Source organism: Falsiruegeria litorea R37, assembly GCF_900172225.1.
Taxonomy (GTDB): Bacteria; Pseudomonadota; Alphaproteobacteria; order Rhodobacterales; family Rhodobacteraceae; genus Falsiruegeria; species Falsiruegeria litorea.
This window is the reverse complement of sequence record NZ_FWFO01000001.1, coordinates 1,320,849-1,346,744: the sequence shown is the minus strand read 5'-3', so window position 1 is coordinate 1,346,744 and position 25,896 is coordinate 1,320,849. Positions and strand designations below refer to the sequence as shown.

The 25,896-nt window shown below is 60.2% G+C and carries 27 protein-coding genes, 1 other RNA gene and 1 pseudogene; 7 read left to right on the top strand and 22 right to left on the bottom strand.

Annotated elements, in window-relative coordinates; genetic code table 11:
- From TRL7639_RS06665 to TRL7639_RS06645, 5 genes are all read right to left on the bottom strand, one after another.
- Nucleotides 1-723 carry an META domain-containing protein gene (locus tag TRL7639_RS06665; RefSeq protein ID WP_165759768.1) on the bottom strand — a complete coding sequence of 241 codons (723 nt, stop codon included), beginning with the start codon at nt 721-723 and terminating at the stop codon, nt 1-3.
- 100 nt (nt 724-823) lie between these two features.
- Nucleotides 824-2,008 carry a TPM domain-containing protein gene (locus tag TRL7639_RS06660; RefSeq protein ID WP_165759767.1) on the bottom strand — a complete coding sequence of 395 codons (1,185 nt, stop codon included), beginning with the start codon at nt 2,006-2,008 and terminating at the stop codon, nt 824-826.
- A gap of 58 nt (nt 2,009-2,066) precedes the next feature.
- Complete coding sequence (locus TRL7639_RS06655) at nt 2,067-2,825, bottom strand: YbaY family lipoprotein (RefSeq protein ID WP_085794962.1); 759 nt, start codon at nt 2,823-2,825, stop codon at nt 2,067-2,069.
- Between the two features lie 78 nt (nt 2,826-2,903).
- A complete protein-coding gene (locus TRL7639_RS06650) occupies nt 2,904-4,682 on the bottom strand; it encodes an SLC13 family permease (RefSeq protein ID WP_085794961.1) in 1,779 nt (592 codons plus the stop codon).
- Between the two features lie 154 nt (nt 4,683-4,836).
- Nucleotides 4,837-5,655 (bottom strand): TIGR00282 family metallophosphoesterase, encoded by an 819-nt coding sequence (locus TRL7639_RS06645; protein WP_085794960.1) that lies wholly within the window; start codon nt 5,653-5,655, stop codon nt 4,837-4,839.
- Nucleotides 5,656-5,806: 151 nt separating this feature from the next.
- Here TRL7639_RS06645 and TRL7639_RS06640 point away from each other — a divergent pair, with 151 nt between their 5' ends.
- On the top strand, nt 5,807-6,034 hold the full coding sequence (locus TRL7639_RS06640) for a putative hemolysin (protein WP_085796284.1): 228 nt from the start codon (nt 5,807-5,809) through the stop codon (nt 6,032-6,034).
- Between the two features lie 141 nt (nt 6,035-6,175).
- Here the strand turns inward: TRL7639_RS06640 and TRL7639_RS06635 are convergent, their stop codons facing one another.
- Nucleotides 6,176-6,733: a 5-formyltetrahydrofolate cyclo-ligase gene (locus TRL7639_RS06635; protein WP_085794959.1), complete on the bottom strand. Its 558-nt coding sequence runs from the start codon at nt 6,731-6,733 to the stop codon at nt 6,176-6,178.
- Entirely contained in the window at nt 6,730-8,124 is a 1,395-nt protein-coding gene (mgtE, locus tag TRL7639_RS06630; protein ID WP_085794958.1) for a magnesium transporter, read from the bottom strand. The genes TRL7639_RS06635 and mgtE overlap by 4 nt, the downstream gene beginning before the upstream one ends.
- Before the next feature lie 147 nt (nt 8,125-8,271).
- Here mgtE and guaD point away from each other — a divergent pair, with 147 nt between their 5' ends.
- Nucleotides 8,272-9,555 carry a guanine deaminase gene (gene guaD / locus TRL7639_RS06625; RefSeq protein WP_085794957.1) on the top strand — a complete coding sequence of 428 codons (1,284 nt, stop codon included), beginning with the start codon at nt 8,272-8,274 and terminating at the stop codon, nt 9,553-9,555.
- Between the two features lie 63 nt (nt 9,556-9,618).
- On the opposite strand, the gene TRL7639_RS06620 is transcribed toward guaD, so the two are convergent.
- The 3 genes from TRL7639_RS06620 to TRL7639_RS06610 all read right to left on the bottom strand — a co-directional run bounded on the left by TRL7639_RS06620 (nt 9,619) and on the right by TRL7639_RS06610 (nt 12,304).
- Nucleotides 9,619-10,953 carry an 8-oxoguanine deaminase gene (locus TRL7639_RS06620; RefSeq protein ID WP_085794956.1) on the bottom strand — a complete coding sequence of 445 codons (1,335 nt, stop codon included), beginning with the start codon at nt 10,951-10,953 and terminating at the stop codon, nt 9,619-9,621.
- Between the two features lie 122 nt (nt 10,954-11,075).
- Nucleotides 11,076-11,867, bottom strand: a complete 792-nt coding sequence (gene hisN, locus TRL7639_RS06615; RefSeq protein ID WP_085794955.1) for a histidinol-phosphatase — start codon at nt 11,865-11,867, stop codon at nt 11,076-11,078.
- Nucleotides 11,868-11,932: 65 nt separating this feature from the next.
- A complete protein-coding gene (locus tag TRL7639_RS06610; RefSeq protein WP_085794954.1) occupies nt 11,933-12,304 on the bottom strand; it encodes a helix-turn-helix domain-containing protein in 372 nt (123 codons plus the stop codon).
- 351 nt (nt 12,305-12,655) lie between these two features.
- Here TRL7639_RS06610 and TRL7639_RS06605 point away from each other — a divergent pair, with 351 nt between their 5' ends.
- The gene (locus TRL7639_RS06605; protein ID WP_085794953.1) at nt 12,656-13,612 is read left to right on the top strand and encodes an NADPH:quinone oxidoreductase family protein; all 957 of its coding nucleotides are present in this window, start codon (nt 12,656-12,658) and stop codon (nt 13,610-13,612) included.
- On the opposite strand, the gene TRL7639_RS06600 is transcribed toward TRL7639_RS06605, so the two are convergent.
- Nucleotides 13,609-14,670, bottom strand: coding sequence for a helix-turn-helix domain-containing protein (locus TRL7639_RS06600; RefSeq protein WP_085794952.1), 1,062 nt, complete (start codon nt 14,668-14,670; stop codon nt 13,609-13,611). The genes TRL7639_RS06605 and TRL7639_RS06600 overlap by 4 nt on opposite strands.
- A gap of 416 nt (nt 14,671-15,086) precedes the next feature.
- Entirely contained in the window at nt 15,087-15,965 is an 879-nt protein-coding gene (locus TRL7639_RS06595) for a LysR family transcriptional regulator (protein ID WP_085794951.1), read from the bottom strand.
- Between the two features lie 125 nt (nt 15,966-16,090).
- Here TRL7639_RS06595 and TRL7639_RS06590 point away from each other — a divergent pair, with 125 nt between their 5' ends.
- The 3 genes from TRL7639_RS06590 to TRL7639_RS06580 all read left to right on the top strand — a co-directional run bounded on the left by TRL7639_RS06590 (nt 16,091) and on the right by TRL7639_RS06580 (nt 17,809).
- On the top strand, nt 16,091-16,300 hold the full coding sequence (locus tag TRL7639_RS06590; protein WP_085796283.1) for a DUF1127 domain-containing protein: 210 nt from the start codon (nt 16,091-16,093) through the stop codon (nt 16,298-16,300).
- A gap of 180 nt (nt 16,301-16,480) precedes the next feature.
- Nucleotides 16,481-17,257, top strand: a complete 777-nt coding sequence (locus tag TRL7639_RS06585) for a Bax inhibitor-1/YccA family protein (protein ID WP_085794950.1) — start codon at nt 16,481-16,483, stop codon at nt 17,255-17,257.
- Between the two features lie 81 nt (nt 17,258-17,338).
- Nucleotides 17,339-17,809 (top strand): GNAT family N-acetyltransferase, encoded by a 471-nt coding sequence (locus TRL7639_RS06580; protein ID WP_085794949.1) that lies wholly within the window; start codon nt 17,339-17,341, stop codon nt 17,807-17,809.
- Nucleotides 17,810-17,811: 2 nt separating this feature from the next.
- Here TRL7639_RS06580 and TRL7639_RS06575 read toward each other — a convergent pair whose 3' ends face one another.
- From TRL7639_RS06575 to rpmG, 4 genes and pseudogenes are all read right to left on the bottom strand, one after another.
- Nucleotides 17,812-18,327: a hypothetical protein gene (locus TRL7639_RS06575; protein ID WP_085794948.1), complete on the bottom strand. Its 516-nt coding sequence runs from the start codon at nt 18,325-18,327 to the stop codon at nt 17,812-17,814.
- A 64-nt stretch (nt 18,328-18,391) separates the two neighbouring features.
- Nucleotides 18,392-18,874, bottom strand: coding sequence for a GNAT family N-acetyltransferase (locus TRL7639_RS06570; protein WP_085794947.1), 483 nt, complete (start codon nt 18,872-18,874; stop codon nt 18,392-18,394).
- 482 nt (nt 18,875-19,356) lie between these two features.
- Nucleotides 19,357-19,512 (bottom strand): annotated as a pseudogene (locus TRL7639_RS23290) (IS1595 family transposase); the annotation flags it as partial.
- A gap of 262 nt (nt 19,513-19,774) precedes the next feature.
- Nucleotides 19,775-19,942: a 50S ribosomal protein L33 gene (gene rpmG, locus TRL7639_RS06565; RefSeq protein WP_039682682.1), complete on the bottom strand. Its 168-nt coding sequence runs from the start codon at nt 19,940-19,942 to the stop codon at nt 19,775-19,777.
- Between the two features lie 480 nt (nt 19,943-20,422).
- Here rpmG and TRL7639_RS06560 point away from each other — a divergent pair, with 480 nt between their 5' ends.
- Nucleotides 20,423-20,755 (top strand): GYD domain-containing protein, encoded by a 333-nt coding sequence (locus TRL7639_RS06560; protein WP_085796282.1) that lies wholly within the window; start codon nt 20,423-20,425, stop codon nt 20,753-20,755.
- Between the two features lie 15 nt (nt 20,756-20,770).
- Here the strand turns inward: TRL7639_RS06560 and rnpB are convergent.
- From rnpB to TRL7639_RS06530, 6 genes are all read right to left on the bottom strand, one after another.
- Nucleotides 20,771-21,171: RNase P RNA component class A (gene rnpB / locus TRL7639_RS06555), an RNA gene on the bottom strand.
- Nucleotides 21,172-21,480: 309 nt separating this feature from the next.
- On the bottom strand, nt 21,481-22,212 hold the full coding sequence (locus tag TRL7639_RS06550; protein WP_085794946.1) for an N-acetylmuramoyl-L-alanine amidase: 732 nt from the start codon (nt 22,210-22,212) through the stop codon (nt 21,481-21,483).
- A complete protein-coding gene (locus TRL7639_RS06545; RefSeq protein ID WP_085794945.1) occupies nt 22,163-23,002 on the bottom strand; it encodes a hypothetical protein in 840 nt (279 codons plus the stop codon). Before TRL7639_RS06545 ends, TRL7639_RS06550 begins: the two co-directional genes overlap by 50 nt.
- Nucleotides 23,003-23,045: 43 nt before the next feature.
- Nucleotides 23,046-24,533, bottom strand: coding sequence for an Asp-tRNA(Asn)/Glu-tRNA(Gln) amidotransferase subunit GatA (gene gatA / locus TRL7639_RS06540; RefSeq protein WP_085794944.1), 1,488 nt, complete (start codon nt 24,531-24,533; stop codon nt 23,046-23,048).
- A gap of 3 nt (nt 24,534-24,536) precedes the next feature.
- Complete coding sequence (gatC, locus tag TRL7639_RS06535) at nt 24,537-24,824, bottom strand: Asp-tRNA(Asn)/Glu-tRNA(Gln) amidotransferase subunit GatC (RefSeq protein WP_085794943.1); 288 nt, start codon at nt 24,822-24,824, stop codon at nt 24,537-24,539.
- Nucleotides 24,825-24,997: 173 nt separating this feature from the next.
- Nucleotides 24,998-25,864 carry a LysR family transcriptional regulator gene (locus tag TRL7639_RS06530; RefSeq protein WP_085794942.1) on the bottom strand — a complete coding sequence of 289 codons (867 nt, stop codon included), beginning with the start codon at nt 25,862-25,864 and terminating at the stop codon, nt 24,998-25,000.
- Nucleotides 25,865-25,896 lie beyond the last annotated feature (32 nt).

Sequence of the window (25,896 nt, the reverse complement as noted above, 5' to 3'; positions counted from 1 at the left end):
TCAGGAGCGTATGAAACGCAACCGCATGATCGCAGTCTCGGCCTTATCAAAAAGGGTAAGGTCGAGACCCTCTTGCTGATAATGCCGGACATCCTGCAAGTCATTCAGAAACGCGCGCTCCAAGGTCGCCAGATGCGCCTGACAGGCCAGCAGCGTTCCGGCGGTTTCAACCGGGAACAGCACCTCGTTAGGGCGCAGTAGATTTTGCTTCGTCTGGGCAACCCCGGAGAGTGTGTTGCACCCTGCCGTCACCTCGAACGTCCCTGCTCCGGTGAAAGCGATATGTGGTCTCCAAGACATGTTCAGCGGCGTTCCGCTAAGCTCGGTCACTTGCCAGCGGCCACTGAGCAGGTCATTGAGCAAAAGGAACACTGTGATTTCGACGGGCTCCTCCGCCACATCAATATCAACCGGGACGGCGGCAAAATTAGCAAACAACAGTCCGCCATCCGACGCGATTTCAACCTCGACCGTCGCATGATCGTTTTTGTCGATCATGTCGTCGTCAAAGGTCAGATCAAACACCGCCGGAAGCATCGCGACCGGAATTCGCGTGCTGGCGACAATGCGCGCGCTGTCACCGTCGTCTGCATTGACCACCAATTTCACTGTCATCTCTGACGGTTTAAGCAGGTCAATTGGGTCCACGTTAGACACGGACCCCGAAAGGGTACCAGAAACCGCCGCGACCAAAGCGCCGAACCAAAAGACCAGCGACACCACCAAAACTCGGAAACACATGACCAACTCACAGACTGTTATGCGCTCACCGTAGTCTCCCCCAGATTGATCCCGCAAGACGAATTCCGCTAACAGGCCTCGCCTACCAGCTCCCTCCGGCCCCACCGCCAGAGGACGAACCACCACCGAAACTCGACCGGCTGGACCCGCCCGAGCTGGAGCTGTCGGACAGCTTCGGGATCGTGCGCACCTCGCTGTCGTGATGGCCACAGTGCTTGCAGTCGTAATCTACCCGCTTGCGGCCCGTGCTGGATTTGGTGGCAGCACTCAGCACCGTGCTGGTGGTCGACAGCGTGCGATAGTTGCATTGCGGACAGGCGCCATAACCCGAGAACCAGCTGCGATAGCGGTTGATGTCCATGTGCCCGCAGGACCGGCAATGCCAGACGTCGTAGTCAACGGATTTCAGGTATTCCTCAAGCTGCTGCCCCCCGTCCAGATGGGCATCCTCGGCCTCTTCGCCTGCACGCTCCATCATCGCGCCGCAGTGCGTACAAGGACGCGGACGGTTGCGCATGTACTTCCGCAGCCACCAGACAAAGCCACCAATCGGGACAAGCACCAGCCCCAACAGCCCGTGTCCAATCGCTTGGATCTTGCGCCACAGCCAACTTACACCCCGCTGAAACGATCCCGCGTCCCACTGCCCGGGATAGACGCCGGAAACTTCTCGCACAGTCTCATCCGTGCCCTTTTCCAGCCCCGCCTCATACTGATCGGCCCGGAACCACGGCAGGAACCCGTTGTCGACGACGCGCTGCATCCGCGCGTCCCAGCTGCTGTCATACCCATCGCCAAGCGCGATCCACATCTCGCGGTCATAGCGCGAGATCAAGATCAGCACGCCATCGTTGCGCGTCGCATTGCCCACGCCCCATTCGTTGAACGTGGCGGTGGCAAAGGATCGGATGTCGCCGGAATGCCCATAGAACCCCATGTCCTGAATGGTCAGCAGGGTCATTTCGACCCCTGTGCGATCATAGAGCTCGATGAACTTGGCCCGAATCCGCTCCTCGGCTTCGTCCGTCAGCAAGTCAACATAGTCGTTCACATAGACATCGCTGTAGCCTGGCAATTGCGCACCCGTTGCAGTGGTGATCTTGGTCGGGCGCTTGCGGTGCTCGGCTTTCAGCGGCTGGGTGGGCGGCGCGGGTGCGACCACTGTGGCGGGTTTTGTCATCACCCCGATGCCATAGCCAATCGCCCAGCCGACAAAAACGACGGCTGCGACGATCATCAGTGCCACACGAAAATCACGGCTGGTCATGTGCCCTCCCATTCCCTTGGGGCGAGCCTAGCCGCGTTTTCCCAACAGATCAAAGCCGTTAAGGCATCAACATCAGGCGCATGACGGCAACGCCTGCATCATTGGTCAGGGCCAGAACTTCGCCATTGCGGACATAGCCCGACACCTGGGTCAGCGCGGTCAGGAAATCCTTCTCGAGCTTGTCCAGCGGCGGCGGGCAGGCCATCAAGGTGCCGGCCATATTGTCAGGAAACGCGATCTTGCTGTTCGTTACCCTAGCCTCTCCCCGAAAGCTGTTGCAGCCGCCCTTGGCGCCAAAAGCACCGCCTTCGGCAAACTGGATTTCGGGCACCCGTTCGCTGATAATCGCCTTACCGGACAGCTGAGTTACCTTCCAATGAGTGTTCTCCAATCCGGTTCCCATCTCGCGCCCCGCTTTGACCATCACAACCTCGGCTGTGTCGCCTTGGCCACGCGTCAAGACAGGGTGGACCGTGTCGCTGGTGAACAGCAATCTATCGCCCACATAGACCGAAGCCTGCACCGCATAGCTAAACCGCTCGTCGATCAGGGCGTCGTCGTATTCCAGTGAAAACTCGGTCGGCACCCCCGTCATCGCATAGCGTTTGCTGGACAGAACCGTCGCCGCAACATCCTGACGTGAGATGTCGACCAAACGCACATCCAACACCGCCTCGGGCGGCAGCGCGATCCGTTCTCGGTAGCTGGCCGAACCTGTGATCGTTCCCGCCATGGCCGTCGTTCCCATCGCGACACTCAACGCTGCGCTTGCAAAAATCTTACCTAACGTCATCACATTCCATCCGAATTCGTTCATGAATACTCAGATCGGAACGCAGAGAGGCGTTTCAAGTCAAGCCATTTATGATGCGCGGAAACACACCGTTTTTACCCGTCACAGCGGCCAGATCAGCGGGATCAGGGCCGAAGCCAAAAGCCCCACGGTCAGGTTCAGGGGGATGCCCACCCGCATGAAGTCGGTGAAGCGATAGCCGCCCGGACCGTAGACCAGCATGTTGGTTTGATACCCGATGGGCGTCGCAAAAGAGGCCGAGGCCGCAACCATGACCGCGATCACCAGCGGGCGCGGATCAATGCCCATCGTTTGCGCCAGACCGATGGCAATCGGGGTCACAACCACCGCGACCGCATTGTTCGACACCAGCTCTGTCAGAACGGACGTCAGCAGATAGATCGCCCAGACAATCAGAAACGGCGGCACCTCTCCCAGGTAGGGCGCGATCGCCTCGACGATCAAGCTGACGGCGCCGGAACTTTGCAGTGCTGCCCCAATCGCCAGCATCGAGAAAATCAGCGCCAGCAACCGCCCGTCGATGAATGAAAACGCCTCGTCCGCGTCGATGCAGCGGGTTACCAGAACCAGTGCCACCGCCAGGATCGCCAGCATCAGAATCGGAGCCACGCCCAAAGCTGCCAACGCCACGATCCCCACCAGCGAAGCAACCGCAATTGGCGCATGGCTCCGTCGGTAGGCCCGCGCCGAGGGTTGCGACACATCCACCAGATCCATATCCACCGCAAGCCGCTGAATGTCCGCCGCCGCCCCTTCCAAAAGCAGTGTATCACCCACCTGAACCACCAGATCGTCCAACTGCCGCCCGATGTTCTGATTGCGCCGGTGTACAGCCAGCACATAAACCCCATAGCGCCTGCGCAGCCGCATGTTCCCCAACGACCGCCCAACCATCTTGCATCCGGGCGAGATCAGTACTTCGACCGTGGCCGTCTCGACTTCGGACACCTGATCGACAGTCTGCAATTCCTTGCTCGCCTGAAGCCCCAGCAATTCGGTCATCTTGGTGCGCAACACGATCCGATCCCCGGCCTGCAGTTCCACCGATTTAAGGTCTCGCCGCAGCGAGGCGTCACCGCGCACCACATCCACCAGTCGCACACCTGACCGTTTGAACAGGCCAACATCCACAGCCTTTTCCCCGATCAACTTGCTGTCGGTGGGAATGATCACCTCGGAAAAGAACTTCTTGCGTGATCCATCGCCCAAAAGGGTCGCCATACTGTCGCGCTCGGGCAGCAGTTTCGGCGCGATGAAGCGCAGATAGACCATGCCATAGACCACCACCGCCAGACCAAGAGGCGTGACCTCGAAGATCGAAAATGCCGCCATCCCTTGGGCCCGCGCCACACCGTCCACCAACAGGTTGGTCGAGGTCCCGATCAGGGTCAGCGTACCGCCCATGATCGCTGCATAGCTGAGCGGGATCAGCAGTTTCGAGGCGGGCATATTCAGCGTACGCGCGATCTGCACAAAGACCGGGATCATCACGACCACAACCGGCGTGTTCGACACAAACGCCGACGCGATCACAACAAAAGCCATGAGCAAAGCGATGGCGAACTTGGGATTCACCTCGGTCTGTTTGCGTGCCACAGATGTGAAGGCATCCAGCGCCCCGGTCCGCACCAGCGCGCCCATGATGATGAACATCGCCGCAATGGTCCAAGGCGCCGGGTTGGCAAGCACCGGCAACGCCACGTCATAGGGCAGCACCCCCGTAACCAGCATCAGCGACACGCCCGCAAGGGCCACTACCTCGGTCGGAAAGACCTCGCGCAGGAACAGTACGAACATGACGCCCACGATGATCAGCGCAACAATGGCCGAGCCGGTTTCGGAAAGCTGAAGTAGCTGCATGTATCCCTTGGCGCCTGAGCAGTGAAAAGACCGAAGGCCACTGTCCCCGATTGCTAGGGTTCGGGCAAGTCTGCGTTTGCGCGCACCCGCAATTCGCGCACAATTTCAGAACGTATGTACCAATTCCGGGCAAAACGCGGAAAATTTACGGTAATCAGAGACTAGGGCCCGCCTGCTGCAACCGTCCGCCAACACGCACCATGCTGATGGACTTGGCCGCGCCGGTCCGGTCGTCGGTCTCGACAAAGACCCCCGACAGGGTCGCCTCTTCGGTGGCAGGCGTGAACCGTGCCTTGGGCATACCCGTGATGAAGCGGCGCAAAGGTTCCATCTTTTCCATACCGATGACCGAATTGTAGTCGCCGCACATGCCCGCATCGCTCAAATAGCCGGTGCCATTCGGCAGAACCATGGCATCTGCTGTCGGTACATGGGTGTGCGTGCCGACCACCAGGCTGGCCTTACCATCGCAGAAATGCCCCATGGCCATCTTTTCGGACGTCGCCTCGCAATGCACATCCACAATGATGGCGTCCGCAATCCCACCGCGCGGATGCGATTTCAGCACCCTTTCCACGGCAGAAAACGGATCGTCAAAGGCGCGTTTCATGAACACCTGCCCCAGCACCTGCAGCACCAGCACCTTGCGGCCGCCCGGCGCGTCGAACAGGCGATAGCCCATACCCGGCGCACCCTTGGCAAAGTTCAGCGGACGGATGATGCGTGGCTCTTTCTGGATGAACTGCAACATGTCCTTCTGGTCGAACGCATGATCCCCCAGAGTGACGCAATCAGCCCCCGCATCAAGCAGGATCTTGGCATGATCCCCGCTCAAACCCATTCCGTTCGAGGCGTTCTCGCCATTGACCACGACAAAATCCAACCGCCATTCGTCACGCAGACGTGGCAGGTTGTCCCGAACCGCCGCGCGCCCGGCACGGCCCATCACATCACCAAGAAACAAGCATCTCATGCTTTGTGTCCTAGGCCGCCCTGCCCGTTCGGACAAGATCAAACACACGTCTGTGCTGTCTTGGCGCGAATTTTCCCCGCATAAGCGCAGGTTGAAAACTGAGGCGCGCAATGCAACCTTTCCCGTTAAACACGAAACGAGAGAGGACCACATGAAATCCGTACTGACGACTGTGATTGTTCTTGCTGCAACTTCTGCGGCCTCGGCCAGCGACACCAAAACCACGCTTGCCAATCCGGCCGCCACCTTCTGCATCGAAAACGGCGGCACATATCAACTGAGCAAGGATGAAAACGGCAATGCCGTTGGCATCTGCATTCTGGCCGATGGAACAGAGGTTGATGCCTGGGATTACATCCGAGCGCATTTCAAGGACTGAACTGAGCGTTTTTTGGGGGGCTTTGCCCCCGTCGCAGCAAGCTGCGCCTCCCCCAGGATGTTTCTGGCAAGAGGAAGAGAGAAGATCATCATTTCCTCTTGCCTCAAATATCCCGGAGCGCGAGGCGGAGCCTCGCAAAAATCAAAAAGTCAGAACGCGGCTTTCGGTGATCAGCATGTTGAGAGGCTGGTCCGTGGGTTCCAGCGGGATCTCATTGGCTTCTTGCGCATCAAAAGCAAAGCCTATGGCCAGCGTCGGGCGTTTGGCACGCAACCCTTCCAGAGTGCGGTCATAAAACCCGCCGCCGTATCCCAGCCGCCCGCCGCGCGCGTCAAAGGCCACCAGCGGTACGATCAGGATCTCGGGTTCGAAAAAGTCGTCAACCTCGGGCACCTTGGCCCCAAACGGGCCATCGCGCAACGCACCCTCGGGCGTCCAACGCGAGAACTTGAGCGCCTGCCCTTCGCCCTGGATCACCGGCACACCGACGGGGCCATAGGCTGACGCCTCGGCCATGGCTGCCAGCGGGTCAATCTCGGTCCGGATGGGCATATAGCCTGACAGCGACACGCCGCGGTGGCCTGCCAGAACCTCGGACAGCCGCCCTGCCGCGCCGGGCAGCCGCGCGTCGAACGCCGCCTTGCGCCGGGCAAAGCCCGCTTTTCGCGCCTCTGCCTTGATCACAGCCAGATCGTTCATAACAACACCACCGTCGCCAGTCCCAAAAAGATGAAGAATCCCATGACGTCCGTGGTGGTCGTCACAAAGGTGCCCGATGCCAGCGCCGGGTCCACGCCCAGCTTGTCCAGCACGATGGGTACTACCGTACCTGCAAAGCCCGCGATGATCATGTTCACGACCAAAGCGGACCCGATCACGACCCCCAGCATCGGAGAGCCGAACCACATCAGCCCGATGGTCCCAAGCACCAGCGCGAAACACAGGCCATTGAGCACGCCGACCATCACCTCACGCCGGATGACCCGCCACATGTTCGACGAGGTCAGGTCGCGCGTGGCCAGCGCCCGCACGGCCACCGTCAGGGACTGCGTGCCCGCGTTGCCGCCCATCGAGGCCACGATGGGCATCAGGATCGCCAGCGACACCAGCTGCGAAATCGAGTCTTCGAATTGCGAGATCACCAGCGAGGCGCAGATTGCGGTGAACAGGTTCACGCCCAGCCACGGCAACCGCCGTTTGCTGGTGTCGGCCACGCTGTCGGACAGCGAGCTTTCCTCGGCTACACCGGCCAGGCGCAGAATGTCCTCTTCATGCTCTTCGTCCAGCACGGCCATGGCGTCGTCGATCGTGATCACACCCACCAGCCGTCCGTCATCGTCGGTGACCGGCGCCGAAATGAGGTGGTACTGGTTGAAGGCATAGGCGACATCCTCTTCGTCCTGATCGACGGGGATGGTCTGAAAGTCATCTTCGGCAATCTCGCGCAGCGGTATCTCGCGCTTGGCCGCCATGATCTTGCCCAGCATTACATTACCCACCGGATGCAGGCGTGGGTCGACCAGTATCACGTGATAGAACTGCTCTGGCAGATCGTCGCTGTCGCGCATGAAGTCGATGGCCTGGCCCACTGTCCAGTGCTCGGGCGCCATGACAACCTCGCGCTGCATCAGACGGCCAGCGGAATTCTCTGGGTAAGCCAGCGCCTGTTCCACCGCGATCCGGTCGGCGTCTTCCAGCGCGTCCAGAATGGCCTCTTGCTGCGGCTCTTCCAGGTCCTCGACCAGATCGACCACATCGTCGCTTTCAAGCTCACGTACAGCCTCGGCCAGCACGTCGGGCTTCAGCACCGAGATGACCTCTTCACGCACCGATTCGTCGAGTTCAGACAGAATCTCGCCATCAAACTCGCGGTCATACAGGCGGATCAGACGCGCCCGGTCGAACGGATTGACCTGCTCCAACAAGTCGGCGATGTCGGCCGCATGAAGCGGCTCCATCAGCTCGGTCAGTTTTTCGCGGTCTTCGACATCCACCGCATAGAGGATCGCTGCGACCTGCTTGCGGTCCAACTCATAGACGTCATCATCAGATGTGGTTTCTAGATCGATGGGAGTGTTGCCTGTTGTCATGTTCCGCTCCCTTCTGGATTGGCCGCAAAATAGAAGAAGCTGCTACCAGAAAACAATGACAATAGCGCAATTTACCGAAATCAATGGGGCCTCTATCCTGTGTGCCGGAAATTGACGACGTTTTGACGGCACGAGGAGCACACCAAAATGGCCAGCCAAACCATCCTGCAGGGAAGTGTTCTGTCCTTTACCGGCACCCCGTTCGAGGGAGAGCCCGGCGATGCCGTGCAGGTGCATGAGGCCGTTGTCGTGTCGGGGCAGCATATTGCGGCCTTGGGTGATCTGGAGCAATTGCAGGCCGCCTACCCCGAAGCCGATGTCGTTCATCACGGCAACAAGGTGATCATCGCCGGCTTTGTTGATGCCCATGTGCACTATCCCCAAACCGCGATGATCGCGAGCTGGGGCAAGCGGCTGATCGATTGGCTGAACACTTATACCTTTCCCGAAGAAATGAAGTTCGCCGATCGCGCATATGCTGATGACATCGCGGGCCGCTATCTGGACCTGACCGCCGCGCACGGCACCACGACCATGTGCAGCTTTGCTACCATCCACCCTGAAAGCGTCGATGCGTTCTTTTCAGCAGCTCAGGCCCGTGGTCAGCGCGTGGTCACCGGCAAGACCTGCATGGATCGCAACGCGCCCGAGGGGCTGCGCGACACGGCGCAGTCCGCCTATGACCAGTCCAAGGCCTTGCTGCAACGCTGGCACGGCGTGGACCGGCTGGAATATGCGATCACGCCGCGGTTTTCGCCAACTTCGACGCCCGACCAGCTTGAGGCCATGGGGGCATTGTGGGCGGAGCACCCCGATTGCCTGATGCAGACGCATCTGAGCGAGCAGACGGACGAGATCGAATGGGTGCGCGGCCTCTTTCCTGACGCGCGCGATTATCTGGACACCTACGAGGCCTTTGGCCTGCTCGGCGGGCGGGGCCTCTATGGCCATGCGATCCATCTGGAACTGCGAGAGCGCGATCAACTGCGTGAACACGGCGCGGCGCTGGTGCATTGCCCGACCTCGAACACCTTCATCGGATCGGGCCTTTTTGACATGGCCGGGCTGATGGCCGAAGGGCAGCGGATTGGATTGGCCACCGACACCGGAGGCGGATCAAGCTTTTCGATGCTGCGCACGATGGCGGCGGCTTATGAGGTGGGCCAGCTGCGCGGCGTCCCGCTGCATGCGGCGCAACTGTTGTGGCTGGCGACCGTTGGGTCAGCCCGCAGCCTGCGGATGGACGACAAGATCGGCAACCTGGCTCCGGGGATGGAGGCGGACCTGATTGTCCTTGATCTGGCTTCGACGCCTGCGATTTCGCAACGCTCTGCCGTAGCGGATGATCTGTGGGAGGCTGTCTTCCCAACCATCATGATGGGTGATGACCGGGCCATCGCCGAGGTTTGGATCAACGGTCAGCGCCGCTGATCGTGCCCCTTGCGGGGCACGAGCCTCCGGCGGGAGTATTTTAGAAAGGGTGAAGTTCAGGCGTTACGCCTGAAGCGCCCGAGCCAATTGGTTCTGGCGTTCGATCACCCGTGGCAGGTCGATGCTTGTGACATGGCTATCACGGACAACCTGGCGTCCTTCGACAAAGAGGTGTTTCACCTTCGTAGGCCCCGCCAACAGCAAGGCGGCCGGGTCCCAGCTGCCTGCGCTTTCCACGCCCGTAACATCCCAGATCGCGATGTCGGCACGTTTGCCGGGCGCGAGGCGTCCGCAGTCGGGGCGGTTCAGCACGTCCGCGCCGCCGCGCGTTGCGATCTCGAGCGCCTCGCGCGCCGACATGGCGTCCGCGCCATTGGCGACCCGTTGCAACAGCATCGACTGGCGCGCCTCGGCGATCAGGTTGCCGCTGTCGTTGCTGGCCGAACCGTCGACGCCCAAGCCCACGTTCACGCCCGCATCACGCATGGCGCGCACTGATGCAATGCCACTACCCAAACGGCAATTGGAACAAGGGCAATGGGCCACGCCGGTTTTGGACCGTGCAAACAAATCAATCTCTTGCCCGTCCAGCTTCACGCAGTGGGCGTGCCAGACATCATCCCCGGTCCAGCCCAGATCCTCGGCATATTGCCCCGGTCGGCAGCCAAAATTGTCGAGGCTATAGGCAATGTCCTCGTCGTTCTCGGCCAGATGGGTGTGCAGCATCACGCCCTTGTCGCGCGCCAGGATGGCGGCATCCCGCATCAAATCGCGGCTGACCGAGAACGGGGAACAGGGAGCGAGCCCTACGCGACACATGGACCCCTCGCGTGCATCGTGGAAGGCGTCGATCACGCGGATCGAATCCTTTAGAATGGCGGCTTCTTTTTCGACCAGACTGTCCGGCGGCAGGCCACCGTCGCTTTCGCCAATGCTCATGGCACCGCGGGTGGGGTGAAACCGAATGCCGATCTCGGCGGCGGCGGCGATGGTGTCATCCAAACGCGCCCCATTGGGATAGAGATACAGGTGATCCGAGCTGAGCGTACAGCCTGAAAGTGCCAATTCCGCAAGCCCCACTTGCGCCGAGGTGAACATCTCTTCCGGCCCAAACCGCGACCAGATTGGGTAAAGCGTCTGCAACCATCCAAACAGCAATGCGTCCTGCCCGCCGGGCACCGCGCGCGTCAGGCTTTGATAGAGATGGTGATGGGTGTTCACCAGGCCAGGCGTCACCACACAGCCCTTGGCCAGAACCGTCTCTCCGCTGGTTTCCAGACCTTGGCCGATCTGGGCAATCACCCCATCCCGCACCAGAATGTCAGCCCCGGACAGCTCTTGGCGCTGATCATCCATCGTAAGGATGACATCAGCGTCCTTGATCAGAAATTCATGCATATCGCACACTCCACCTGTCTGCCCACCTCAGGTCGAAGTGTGTATTGCACCGATGGAAAGTGGGCTGAAGAACCGGTGCGCCTGAGAGCCTAGCGCCAAACCGGCAGGCTCTCAAGCAGAGACTATTTCGATTTGAGGATATCGAGAGCCGCAGCGTGAATGTCGGCATTGGCCGCCGCCAGAACCCGGCCGCCGTTGTGTGCCGGTCTGCCCTGCCAGTCAGTGACGATGCCGCCGGCCGCCTGGATCACGCCGATGGGACCTTGAATGTCATAGGCGTTCAATCCCGCCTCGATGATCAGATCGACCTGCCCCGCGGACAGCAAGGCATAAGCGTAGCAATCCATTCCATAGCGGGTCAGGCGCACCTGGCTTGCCACCGCTTCGAACCCGGCGCGGTCTTCTGGGGTTCCGACCTCGGGGAAGGTGGTGAACAACACGGCCTCTTCCAGCTTTTGGGTGTCCCGCGTTTTCAATGTCACTGACCCATGCGGGCCGGTCATTTCCGCCCCTTCGGCCGAGCCCACGAAGCGTTCGCCAATGTAAGGTTGATCAACAACGCCAAGGATCGGTCCCGCCTCGGTCGACAGGGCAATCAGGACGCCCCAGGTTGGCGTGCCCGAGATAAATCCGCGCGTCCCGTCGATCGGGTCCAATACCCACTGCCGCCCTGATACCCCCGCGCTCTGGCCATACTCCTCGCCCCAGATCCCGTCTGCGGGCCGGTGCGTGGCCAGAACCGCTCGCATGGCCTGCTCGGCGGCACGGTCTGCAACCGTGACCGGGTCGAACCCCTCGGTCAGTTTGTTTTCAGTGGACAGGTCGGCACGACGAAAAAATGGCAGAATCGCTGCACGTGCAGCGTCTGCCATTTCATGTGCCACTTGCAGATCAGTTAGCGCGTCAGAAGTCATGCGTCACGACTGACATTGGCGCCTATTAAATGCAAGCCTCAGTTGTCAGCATCAGGCTGGTGGGCTTAGGCAACGTCGCTCAGAACGCGGGCCAGCTCAAACAGACGGCGGCGCTGGTTCTCGGGGATTGCATAGTAAGAGCGCACCAGATCCAGAGCTTCCTTGTCGCCCATCAGGTCCGCAGGAACATTGGGCTTTTCCGGGGTGCTCTTGTGCGCGTCATCCAGACCTTCGAAGAAGAAGCTGACCGGAACATCCAGCGCGTCTGCGATGTCCCAAAGGCGCGATGCGCTGATCCGGTTTGCGCCGGTCTCATACTTCTGGATCTGCTGAAACTTGATTCCAACCTGCTCCGCCAATTGCTGCTGCGTCATGCCGATCAGCCAGCGACGGTGCCTTACACGTTTGCCCACATGGACATCAACGGGATGGGTCATTAGGGTATCTCCTCTGTTTCACTGACAACCGTCCGGGTTTCGACAACAGGGCGCGGCGCTCATCCCACATTGAGGCGTGCCGTTTAACATATCCCTAATTTCACCAATGCGACCCGAACCGCACCACACTTAAAAATATGGCGAAGTTTTGGGTTGAATTCAACCCGGTTGATTCCACTAAAGCGAACACAAGTTTAAGGATGGCGCTCAAGATTAGGTGATCCTGGCGCAAGCAAACCGTCGCACCCACAACACCATAGGGTTGCACAGCAGTCGGTTTCCCCCCAAGAAACAGAACGGAAAGTTACGTGGAACCCCCCTATTTTGGGGTAGGAAAACAAGGGAAACGGGATGCTTGCTTATCAGATTCAGTCCACGGGCGAACGCGCTGCCTTTGCCGATGTTCCTATCCCCACCCCGGCCCCCGGACAGATCCGACTGCGCATTCGGGCCTGCGGGCTGAATTTTGCCGATCTGTTGATGCAAAAGGGGACCTATCAGGACATTCCCCCTGCCCCGTTTACCCTTGGGCTCGAAGTTGCCGGGGTGGTCGATTCTGTTGGTGAAGGGGTCCGCGGGTTGAGCCAAGGGGACAGAGTTGCGGTCTATTCCGGTCACGGCGGCCTTGCCGAATACGGCGTATTTGACGCTGAGCGGGCGGTCAAACTGCCCGACCACATGAGTTTTGAGGACGCCGCCGCCATTCAGATCGCTTATGGCACCAGCCACATGGCGCTGGATCACCGGGCGCACCTGCAACCTGGCGAGACGCTGCTTGTAACAGGTGCCGCAGGTGGCGTTGGCCTGACAGCAGTGGAAATCGGCAAGCTGATGGGCGCACGGGTCATTGCTCATGCGCGTGGGGCCGACAAGCTCGAGGTTGCGCGCGAGGCCGGAGCTGACATCCTGATCGACGACGCCGAGGATCTGCGTACCCGCGTCAAGGAACTGGGCGGCGCCGATGTGGTCTATGACGCCATTGGAGGGGATGTGTTCAAGGCCGCGTTTCGTGCCACCAACCCCGAAGGCCGGCTGCTACCCATCGGATTTGCCGGGGGCGACGTGCCGCAAATCCCGGCCAATCACCTGCTGGTCAAAAACCTGACTGTCATCGGGTTTTACATCGGTGGTTACCTGAAGTTCCGCCCGCAGGTGGTTCACGACAGCTTTGCCACCCTGTTTGACTGGCACGCCCAAGGGCGCATCAAGCCGCACATCAGCCACACCCTGCCACTGGACCGCGTGGCCGAAGGCATGACGTTGCTGAAAGAGCGGAAATCCACCGGCAAAGTGGTCATCACGCCCTAGAGCTGGTGCAGCCAGGCCTCGTAGTTTTCCACTGTATCCCGGCGGCTCAGATCGACACGGCGCAGCGCCTTGGCGTTTTCGCGGTATTCCCGCGGGGACTGGTCGAACCGGGTTCGGAACGCGCGTGCAAAGGCCGGGGCATTCTCAAAGCCACAGGCCAGAGCGACATCGTAAATCGGGCGATGCGCCAGCGCCGGATCTGCAAGCTGGCGCGCAACCGCACGCAGGCGGCGGGTTCGGATGTATTTGGCAACGCCTCCGTAGGACTCGAAGATCTCATAAAGTCGACTTCGGGATACCCCCGCATGACGGGCAATTTCGGCCGGAGACAACCGATTGTCGCCCAGGCGGGCTTCGATGATTTTCTTGACCAAAGTGATCGTCGCCAGCGGGATCCCTGCCTTTGTGGAGTGTGCCCCGTGAACCGTGCCATTGAGACAGGCCGACACCAAGCCTGCAACATGCGGCACCACCTCGACAGCCTGCGCCGTGGTCATGTCCGGCGCGACCGAGCGCAAGGTGGCGATTTGATTGTGCAACAAACGTACCAAGGGCTCCTTGGGCGACAGGTACCGCAGGTGCTGGTCGTCCGGGGCTTGCAAAAACGGCGCCACCATCTCGCGCGGCAGGATGAGCGAGACATTGGTGAAGTCATTGGTCGCAGATTTCGCTTCACGCGACAGATCAAAGACCACCAGACCGCCCTTGGGGGACACGCCTGCGTTATCCCCTTGATCGGTGGCCATATTCCCGTCCGAAAACAGTTGGATCATGTAATGGTCCATGCCATCCGCCGCGATCCGTTGCGGGGACCGGTGCCAGGTTTGCTGTCGCGAGCTGGTCTCGGCCAGCATCACTGTATCCAACAGGTGACCATCTACACTGGCTTTGAAATTCTCCTGGCGAACATCAGACGCCGCCTCGACCTCAAAAACGCAGGAAATGCTTTCCCGCCATTCCTCGAACCGGTGTCGTCTGGGCAGATCCCTGACCGAAAAGTGGCTGTGCGCCAGTGGCGTGGAAGAGGTTTCATCATCTGCCTCTTCACCCTCCAACATCTGTCACCTCCCTAACTGTGAACCCAAATTGAGCTGCGCACATAAATTGTCGAAAACAATAACCTATGCGGTTTCCAACAGGCGACAGATTTCTATGTGACTGTAGAAAAAACTTTGCGATTTGTCCGGAAAACCGTGCGCAACGTCCAGAGCGACCAAAAAAAGTTGCCCCAAAACCAAGCGTTCGGCTACCCGGTATCTGGCCGCGTCAAGTTGGTGAAGATCCTGTATTCACAAATGCAGAGTGAGTGGTTGTATCGGTGATACGGATCTCGTGGTAGGCCAGCTTGGCTAAGGCTCATCTTGGGAACCCAGGACCGCATAGGGGCGTCGAAGCGCTGTAACCAGTTCGTTTCATGACCTAAGCTTTTGCGTGTGTCGCCTCATGCCTGTTGCGGGCTCTGGGTTCCCCCCCTTCATCCCACTGCCTTCAGATGCGTGCCGCCCAGGTTCACAAAGCTCTGACGCACAAGCGACAGCAGCTCTTCGACAACAGGCCCCTTATTGCCCGCCGCGCCATAAAGATTGATCTTGTGAACCGGCAATTCCGGCAACGCCCCTGCACTTTCGATCTGCACCAGATGCCGCGGCTCGGTTCCGTCCAGCATCGCGTGCACCGCCAGATCGGCACTGACCGTGGCCTCAATCGTCCGGTCGTTGTCTGTTTCTACCGCCAAATCCCAAGGCACCCCGGCCTTGTCCAACGCCGCCAACACCTTGGGGCGGAACAGACAGCGCCGCCCCATGGCCACACGCAGCGGACGTTGCCGCCACGCGGACCCGTCAGGCGCACCAACCCACCGCAGGGGCAGCTCAGCGATTGTCTCACATTCCGGGCCCGCACTCACCTCGGTCGTCAGGATTACATCACATTCCCCGCGCGCAAACTTCTCTTTCAGCAACATCGAATGCGACGACAGCAATTGCACCTTCATCCGCGGGAAAACCACGCTGAACTGTTTCAGCACGCGCGGGATCGCCGGGTAAACGATGTCGTGTGGCACCCCCAGCACCACCTCGCCCTCGAATGCCTGATCCGTCAGGCGTCCGATCACCTCGTCATTCAGGGCCACCATGCGACGCGCGTAAGCCAGCAGTTGCTCTCCGGAAGCCGTCAGAGCAATGCCCCGCCCCGTCCGATCCAGCAAGTCCAGCCCCAACAGCTCTTCGAGCCGCTTGAGCTGCATCGAGACTGCCGATTGCGTCAGGTTCAAAAACCCGGCCGCCTTGGTCACGCCGCCGCTGTCGGCCACAGCCACAAATGATCTGAGCGTGGTGATGTCGAGATTTCGCATTATCACAATCCTTGATGCATTCAATCAAAAACATTCGTTTTCATAATCAAACACAATACGCCATATACATCAAGGAAATTGATCAAAACACGACCAACCATCACTATTTACGAAAGGAAAAGGCCATGACCCTGATCAACACCTCGATGACCCACCGCCGCCCTCGCGCCTCGATCCTGAAGACCCTCGCGCATCTGGTTGCCCTGCACCGTCAGCGCAAGGCCCTTGCCCGCATGGACGATGCTGCCTTGGACGATATTGGCGTGTCGCGTGCCCAAGCCGCGCGCGAAGCAAGCCGCCCGATCTGGGACGCTCCGGAAACATGGCGTTGCTAACCCATGAACAATGCACGATAGATCGGCGGCGCACACATCAAACGCCGCCGATTTGACCTGATTTCAGTACAAAACCGACACCGGAAATACTTGAATTTTCAGCCAACCTCTCCGATATTCTCTTAGGAAAGCTGCCGGTTTCTGCCGCGCGGCAATAAGATTATGGAATGGAGACCCTTTATGGCACAATTCGACACGATCCGGACGGCCGCAGGCGCGCGCACGGCCGAGATTGACGAGGGCCTGCGCGCCCACATGAACAAAGTCTACGGCACCATGTCCGTGGGCATGCTCATCACCTTTGCTGCTGCCTGGGCCATTTCCGGCCTGGCCGTGACTGCCGACCCGTCGGCAGCCGTTGCTCAGCTGAGCGCGGACAAATACCTGACATCGTTCGGCTATTCGATCTATGGGTCGCCCCTGAAATACGTGATCATGTTCGCCCCACTGCTGTTCATCTTTGGTTTCAGCGCGGGCATCAACCGCCTGTCGGCCTCTGCCGCTCAGCTGGTGTTCTACGTGTTTGCCGCCGTCATGGGCCTGTCGATCAGCTCGATCTTCCTGGTCTTTACCGGTCAGTCGATCATCCAGGTCTTCTTGATCACCGCGATCGCCTTCGCCGGCCTGTCGCTGGTGGGCTACACCACCAAGAAAGACCTGTCGGCCATGGGCACCTTCCTGATCATGGGTGTGATCGGTCTGATCGTGGCATCCATCGTCAACATCTTCCTGGGTTCGCCGGCGGTTGCTTTCGCAATCTCGGCCATCGGAGTTCTGATCTTTGCCGGTCTGACCGCCTATGACACCCAGCAGATCAAGAACACATACCTGCAGATGGCCCACGCGGGCGACCAGGAGTGGCTGGGCAAAGCCGCCATCATGGGCGCACTGAGCCTCTATCTGGACTTCATCAACATGTTCATGTTCCTGCTCCAGCTGTTTGGAAACCGCGAATAAGCGCAAACCAGCGCACCACAATTTCCAGGGGCGGGATCAGATTGATCCCGCCCTTTTTCTTTGCCCCGATGGATAAGTCCGATGATTGTTCGCCCCCTCGTCCCGGATGAGGCACACCGCCTTTTGCCCCTGCTTCACCAGGTCCACTCCCTGCATGTAGAACATCAGCCCGAACGCTACCCGCCGCTGAAAGACGACGTCGAAACGCTCGACTGGTTGGCAGGCTGGTTGCGCGGCCAGAACATGCATTGCCTTGTTGCCGAGGACGACGAGAGGCTCTGCGGCTACGCGATCTATGAGATCGAGCACCGGCCTGCCATGCCCGTCCGCCACGCGGAAACACGGGGAATGCTGCATCAAATTTCGGTCGACGCCGCCCATCGGCGGCAAGGGATCGGTCGGGCGCTGATAAACGCGATGCGCGCACGATTGGCTCAAGAAAAGATCGGGATCATCGCCACCACATACGCCAGCTTCAACACGGCCTCAGCCCGGCTGATGGCCGACGCGGGGCTGGCACCCAAAACGGTTTATGCGGAATGGCGGGGGTAGGATCAGCTACAGTTGAGCGGTACGGCATAGGCGGTCGTGCGCCGTCCGCCCTTGCCCCGCTGGTACGCCGGGCCATTGGCCAGGCACCCGGTCATGCGCGGCACGGACGCCAGGAACGTGTCGCTGGCCCCCCGCGACATACGGGTGCCGTCGCCTTCGCCCGTGCGCAAAACCGCGAAAAGAACGCCGTTCACCTCGACCGTGCTCAGATACAGGGTGCGGTCCTGCCCGCCGACTTCTGCGGCATTGGCCGGTGTGCGACCACCTGCGTCCAGCGCGGCAGCAGCCAGGGTGCCTATCTCGGAACTGTCCGTGCGCAACCGCACCGGCGGGATCGCGGCCAAACGCGCAGGCACAGAAGCCTGGCGCGCCACATAGTCGGCTGACCCCTTGGCCTCGCTAAAGGTCTTGGGCTCGCCATCAATCCCGGTGAACCCAACCCCTTCGCGTACAAAGAAATCCGCGCAGGCGGACAACGACAGAACGGACAGGCAAGCAGGCAACAGGATTTTTTTCATGGGCGTCAGAACTTTGCAGCAGAGATTTAAGGCAGACGCCCATAGGCTAGCGTTTGCCGCCCCCTCATAGCAAGCGCTGTTTCATTCGGATTGCAGGGAAGGTGATCCCGGGTTGCAAAGGCACATCAATCGGCCCCAGCGTTTCAAAGCCCATGGCACGATAAAACGGCTCAGCGGTGAAGGTGGACCAGCACTCCATGTCACGGATACCAGCCGCCTGCGCTTCTGCCAGCACATGGCGCAGCAACCGCCGCCCCACCCCGCGCCGTGTTGCGGTGAAATCCGTCACAACGTGTCGAATATGCCCCCGCTGGTGCATCTGCCGATCCCGGCTCCATCCCCCTGCACCCAGCAGGCGCCGCCCATCGGTTTCGACAAGGTAGTAGGTGCCGCTGGTCAGCAACGCAGGCTGCGCCCGCGAAATCAGCGGCAATGCGGTGACCAGAACCGAGGGTGGATAATCCGACTTGAGCAACTTGGGATAAGACCGCGCCAAAAGAGCATCGACAGCCGTCAGATCGTCACGGGTTGTAGCTCTGACATGCATCTGCACCCTCTTTTCCTGACAGTGAACAAAAGAAAACCCACATATCCGCCACACAAAGCAGAACTTGAGCCTGAGCGAATTTTCGATGGCCGATCGTCGGTCAGGCCTTTGAACGCTCCCTTCCTAGCCCCTCCGCCCGACAAAAGTGCGGGTTTTGTGCACTCCCATACCTCGGTGTGAGCATCAGTTCTCGGTATGTAGGACCCATAGTGGAGTACAGCAGCCAATCCTAATGGCAGAATGAACATGAGTGCGAAACGAAAAACCACCAAGAAACCAGCTTCACATTTCACTGCGCTCGACAAGTGGCTCGACAAAAACTTCGTCAAGGCGCGCCTACATACCCTGCCTTGGCGGCCCATTCATGGCCAGCGCAGCCCCCACACCGTTGTTCCGCGAACCTGCTGAACGATGGTACAGCAGAGCAATCCCCGCATCTGCTCGACAGCAGGGATCGAAGTCTTTGTGGTCACAGTGAATCAAAGGCGGCGTTCAAGCGAGGCGTTTTGGTAGAGACCAGGGCGCACAGCGTTGCCGCGGACAGGTGTTGAGTTGAGGCTGCCACAATGTGGACTATGGTGAGCTGACGGCCAGATCATCTGTTCACGGAAATTGCGAGCATGGCGTTCGCTGTGCATCTTCGTCCAAATGTCTCGACCCTAATTCAGCTCTGTGATCATGCTTGCCACTGATACGTCTTGGGGCAAGCAAGATTGGCCTATTGCGCGATTTCCTAAGTGGCGCAGAATAATTGGCCCAACTCAATAGGTCAGCGTGCTTTTCCAATTGGCTTTCAGCTGGATGACCCAACATGTGCCTTGTTTGGCGGACAACTGGCAAAGAAAAAGGGCCTCGCGACACGCGGGACCCTTTTTCAAGATCGTATCAGATCGGCAAGACTTACTTGATCTTGCCTTCTTTGTACTCGACGTGCTTGCGCGCGACCGGGTCGTACTTACGCACAACCATTTTTTCGGTCATGGTGCGGGCGTTTTTCTTGGTCACGTAGAAGTGGCCGGTGCCTGCGGTCGAGTTCAGACGGATCTTGATGGTCGTCGGCTTCGCCATGAGTTCTCTCCTGAGCCCAAAAGGCGCGGGCCTTTCGGTTGAATTCCTATGAGCGTGCGCTTTTACCTGTCTTGAGCGGTGAGTCAACAGCAGAATCGCCCCCAGCGCACCTCAATAAGCGATTCATTTGGTCAGGCCCCTCGGCGCCTTGGCGTGGATTAGGCAGAGAGGCCGAATTGTGATACACATGGCGCCACGATCCAATACCCGCCCCACAACCTCAGGCCAAAAAACGGGCCGAGGCTCGGCTTCAAGCAAGCACCAGACGAGCAGCAGCGGCGATCTGACCGCGATATGAACGGGGGGACTACAATGACAACTTGGGCGATCTCATAAGACGAGACAGCGACCTGTGACGCCAGCACCTGCGCGGGCCCCGTGTTCCGGGGCTGCGACCTTGCCGCATTGGCGGGGCGCGGGTGCATGTGTTGCGTGCGCAGCCCAAAAGAGCCTCTCCCATAAAAAGTCATGGAGGACAAAATGCCTTTATTCATTACCTATGCATCCTATTCCACATCCGGCCTTCAGGGATTGCTTGCCAAACCCGAAGATCGCGGTGCGGCCATTCAAGCTCTGATGGACAAGGTCGGGGCCCGGGTTGTGGCCTTGTATTTCACCACCGGAACCAATGATGTTGTCATGGTCAGCGAAGCGGCCGATGGCACCGATACGGTTGCCCTGGGAATGGCAGTCGCCGCATCTGGCGCCGTCCAGGACGTCGAAACGGTGCGCGCCTGGACCAGTGCCGAATTTGGCGACATCGCACGCAAGGCCGCGTCACTTGCGTCGGGCTACACCCCGCCGGGTGGATAAGGCCTGGCCAAGGGAACGCGCGGAAGGCCTGTAAGCCGGATTCTGTTCAGGGGTTTCCCCCCTTGATGACCATTCATCTAGGCCACGCATTGCTGCGCGGCTCGAGCTGCCAACCCGACCCCTCTCGGCTGAAGCGCGCCTAGCGGCGGTATCGACCAAGGCCGACACGGGCCCGCGCGGGGGTCCTATTTGGCATTGCTCCAGGTGGGGCTTGCCGTGCCACCCCTGTTGCCAGGGGCGCGGTGGGCTCTTACCCCACCGTTTCATCCTTACCGCGACAGGCGCGGCGGTTTCATTTCTGTGGCGCTCTCCGTCGGGTTTCCCCGCCCGGGCGTTACCCGGCACCGTTGCTTCATGGAGTCCGGACTTTCCTCGCGTGGGGGCAAGCCCCCACCCGCGGCCATCCGGCCCTCCGCGCAAGCGGTGGGGTATGCGGTGACAGGCAGGGCGTCAAGAGGCGATGGCGGGCACAGGTTGACGGGGGCGCTCCCGCACCCGAGCGATCCTGGCTACGCCAGCCCCGCTAGCGGCTTTGGGCCGGGCGCCTCGCTTGTCGCTCGGCGCAGTCCCGTCTGTGACTTCGGTTGCGTCCCTTTCGTACCAGATACGGCGCAGCGCCCGCCGCCGCGCGCCGCGCGGCGGCCCGGCCCAACGGGAGGCGGTTTTTCGTCAGAAAAATTGCCGACGGGCGGGAGTGCTACCAGAGTAGCACGATCTCAAGGATATCATGTCCAAAGCGCCGTCTGCCCGAGCGGAGAAAAATCCTCCGGTGCCAATGTGCCGCGCCCCCAAGGGCGATACCGCAACCGCACCGCAGACAGCAGCGTCGCATCGTCAACATCTGCGGTGAACCCCGCCCTTTGGGCCAAAGCACGAAAAACATCCCAGGGCGCATTTTGCGGGCCACAGTCATGGCCTCGCCCACCTGCCAGCCCTTGTTGCTCCAACCGCTGCCAATCGAACCGTGGGCCGGGATCAAATTTGCGCCCCGGTGCCATGTCGGAATGGCCGATCACCCCCGCAGATGCAATCCCCCACCGAGACAGGATCTGCGGCAGCAAACGCTCCAGCGTTGCCATCTGTGGCTCGGCAAAGGGGTGATCGCCACGGTTGTCCAACTCGATCCCGACCGAGCGCGAGTTGATGTCACACCGCCCGTGCCATTCCCCTGCCCCGGCATGCCAGGCACGATCCGCCTCGCGCACCATCTGCCACAGGGTACCGTCCTGCCCGATCAGGTAATGCGCCGACACTTCGGCCGCCGGATCGCATAGCCGCTCCAGCGCCGCCTCGGCGCTTTGCATCGCGGTGTAGTGAACCACCACCAGAGACGGCGTCAGACCATCGCGCCGCGGACCGCAATTCGGCGAGGGGTGCCAGATGGCCCCCTCAGCATCGACCGATGCATCAGTTCTGGACGGCACGGCGGAACGGTGCTGGATCCCAGGCGCAGGCATAACCGTCTCCATCGGGATCCAGGCTCTTGCGGTCACGCTCAGGCCCGCCATTGGCCAGAAACTCGATCTGCGCCTGGTCGGACGAAGCAAAGCCCGCGCAATTGCGCTGCGATTTGGCCTGCAGATTGAACCCCGAACGGCTGTAGATCTGCACGCCCTTGGGGTTGGTCGTACGCAGCGCATAGCTGACGATATTGGGCTGTGCATCTCCGTCCCGTTCTGGGATCGCCGTGGGGGACACCAACTGATACTGTTCGCGGTTGCGCGCAATCCGCTCGGCGTCACTTTCGATCGACTGGCGGCTGGATACCGCGGCAAAATCCTGCTCATCCGAGATCGACGGATTGCTCAGCGCCTGCGGCGACGGGTTCGACGGGCTGGCCTGCAGCGGTGCCTCGCCCGAGTTCTGGGCCGCCGCCGTCAGCGCGGCCTGCGTTTCGTTGGCGATATCTTCGGCCGTCAGCGCCGCACTTGTGGCCGCAGCCGTTGTCGCCGGAACGGTGGTTGCGCTCAACGGGGCCCCAGTCGAGGCTGTCGTTGTTGCATTGGCAAACAGCCCCTGCTCCTGCGCCGGGATGCCCACCTGCGAGTTGCCCGCCGGAAGCGTCTCGGATGACACTGTCGAGGGCGGGATCAGCGGATCGCCATTCACCGTCTGCCCCTCAAGGGCCGCCTCGCGGGCGGCCTGTTCGGGTGAGGTGTTGAACCCGACACCAGCGGCGGAATCGGGGATCTTGGGGTCACAAGCTGCGAGAACCCCGAAAACGGGGATCAGGAAATATGGGCGCATGGCTGCTATCCTGCCGGTTTTTGCTCTTACTTGAGCGGCAGCTTTACCACCATTTGCTCGGTTTGGCTACAAAGCCTGCCGCACCTTCCAGAGCATAAGCGGTATTGAGCAGATCGCCCTCTTCCCACGGACGCCCGATGAGCTGCAAACCCAGGGGCAGACCCTTGGCATCCAGACCGGCCGGAACCGAAATTCCGGGCAGACCCGCCAGGTTTACGGTGACGGTAAAGACATCGTTGAGGTACATCTGCACCGGATCGGCATCGGTCATTTCACCCAGCCCAAAGGCCGATGATGGCGTCGCCGGTGTCAGGATCGCGTCGATGCCTGCGGCAAAGACATCCTCAAAGTCCTTCTTGATCAGCGTCCGCACCCGGCGCGCGCGGTTGTAATAGGCGTCATAGAAGCCAGCCGAGAGCACATAGGTCCCGACCATCACGCGGCGCTGCACTTCTGGTCCGAACCCTTCGGCGCGGGTCTTTTCGTACATTTCGGTGATGCCATCACCCTGCGCCAGCGTCGCTCGGTGGCCGTAACGAACACCGTCATAGCGTGCCAGGTTCGACGAAGCTTCGGCAGGTGCAATCACATAGTACGCGGGCAATGCATATTTCGTGTGCGGCAGCGAGATATCAACAATCTCAGCCCCAGCAGCCTTGAGCATCTCTGCACCCTCGGACCACAGCTTTTCGATCTCGGCGGGCATGCCGTCCATACGGTATTCTTTTGGGATACCGATCTTCTTGCCCTTGATGTCGCCGGTCAGCATCGCCTCGAAGTTCGGCACCGCCAGATCGGCGCTGGTGCTGTCTTTGGGGTCGTGGCTGCACATCGCTTCCAGCATGATGGCGGCGTCGCGCACGTTCTTGGTCATCGGTCCAGCCTGATCCAGCGAGCTGGCAAAGGCCACCACCCCCCACCGCGAGCAGCGGCCATAGGTGGGTTTGATACCGGTGATGCCGGTAAAGGCTGCAGGCTGGCGGATCGAACCGCCGGTGTCAGTACCGGTCGCGGCCAGACACAGGTCAGCAGCCACAGCCGAAGCAGAACCACCCGACGAGCCGCCCGGTGTCAGCTCAGCGGTGTCGCCTTCACGACGCCAGGGGCTGACGACGTTGCCATAGACAGAGGTTTCGTTCGACGAGCCCATGGCAAACTCGTCCATGTTGAGCTTGCCCAGCATCACTGCGCCTGCGTCGATCAGGTTCTGGCTTACAGTGGATTCATATTCAGGCTTGAACCCTTCCAGAATGCGGCTGGCCGCCTGGCTGTCGACACCTTTGGTGCAGAACAGATCCTTCATGCCGATCGGCAGACCGCACATCGCAGGCGCGTCGCCCGTCGCGATGCGAGCATCGGCGGCCTTGGCACGGTCCAGCGCGATCTCGGGCGTTTTGTGAACAAAGGCGTTCAGCGCGTCAGCGGCATCAATCGCGGACAGGCAGCTTTCGGTCAGCTCCACGCTGGTGGTCTCACCCTTGCGCAGCAGGTCGCGGGCCTCGGCCAGGCCCAGTTTATTCAGATCAGACATGTCTTACTCCACCACTTTCGGCACAGCGAAAAAGCCCTCGCGGGCGTCGGGGGCGTTGGCCAGCACCTTGTCCTGCTGGCTGCCATCATTCACCACGTCTTCACGGCGCTTCAGGCGCTGCGGTGTCACCGAGGTCATCGGTTCGACCCCTTCGACATCCACCTCGTTCAGCTGCTCGATGAATCCAAGGATCGTGTTGAATTCCGAGGCCAGCGCCGGCAGCGCGTCATCCTCGACCTTGATCCGGGCCAGTTTGGCCACCTTGGCGGCGGTGCTTTGGTCAATCGACATGGGAACCCTCAATATCGCGTCAGACAGGCATTTACCGCCCTCGACCAAGCGCCGCAAGGTGGCTTCTTCAGATGGCCCCGCAGCAGCGCGTGCCCTTGAACCAGAAAGCAGAGAAATTCAGCAACCGCCAAGCCATTGAGCATCGCCGATTTCAATTCTCGGACGTTCCAGGCCTATTGATGCTCCAGCAGCCAAGTCATGGTTGCACGGGTTTCTTTGCCTTTGTGACGACTGTTCCAGTTTTCGACAAAGTATCCGTGGGTCGCCGCGATGTTTTCGTCGAACAACCGGACCACCCGCCCCTCGACCAAATCCTGGTCGATCAGAGGGAGCCAACCAACGACGACCCCCTGCCCTTCGGCGGCCCCACGCAACAGCACATTGGCATCCTCGAAAATGGGGCCGCGCAAGGGCTCTGTAACGGGAACATTCATCGCAGCGAACCAATCCAACCACCCCCAATGATCTCTCTGATGCAACAGCGGCAGGCGCAACAGATCCTCGGGTGCTTCGATGGGGCCGAACCGGGCAACAAAATCACCAGATGCAATGGCGACAGGACACAACTCCAGCAGTTTGAATGCCTGATCGGACATTTCCGACGTGCGCCCCCAACGAACCACGATATCCGCGTTGTTTCGGTCCAGCGCGCCGGGTCGATAAGACGGCAAAACCTCCAACTCGATGCTGGGATGCACCTCCCAGAAGTGGCTGATCCTTGGCATCAGCCACCTGGCCGTGAAAATCGGCCCCGCAGCCAAGCGCACAACCTTGCGAGAGCTGCGCCGCATGGACCGGACGGCCTCATCCAAAAGACCAAACGCCTGTGACGTTGCTTCGGCCAGCCGTCGGCCATCTTCGGTCAAGGCAACATCACGCCCGGCGCGTTCGAAGAGTTTGACACCAAGCTGGTCCTCGAGACCGCGAATATGGTGGCTGACAGCCGTCGGAGTGACCGACAAAGCTTCGGCTGCGGCCCGAAAACTGCCACAGCGCGCTGCAGCGTCAAAGGCGCGCAACGCGGGAAGAGAGGGTGTCATGCCACCTCCATAAGAAAGTTTGACTCATCTAT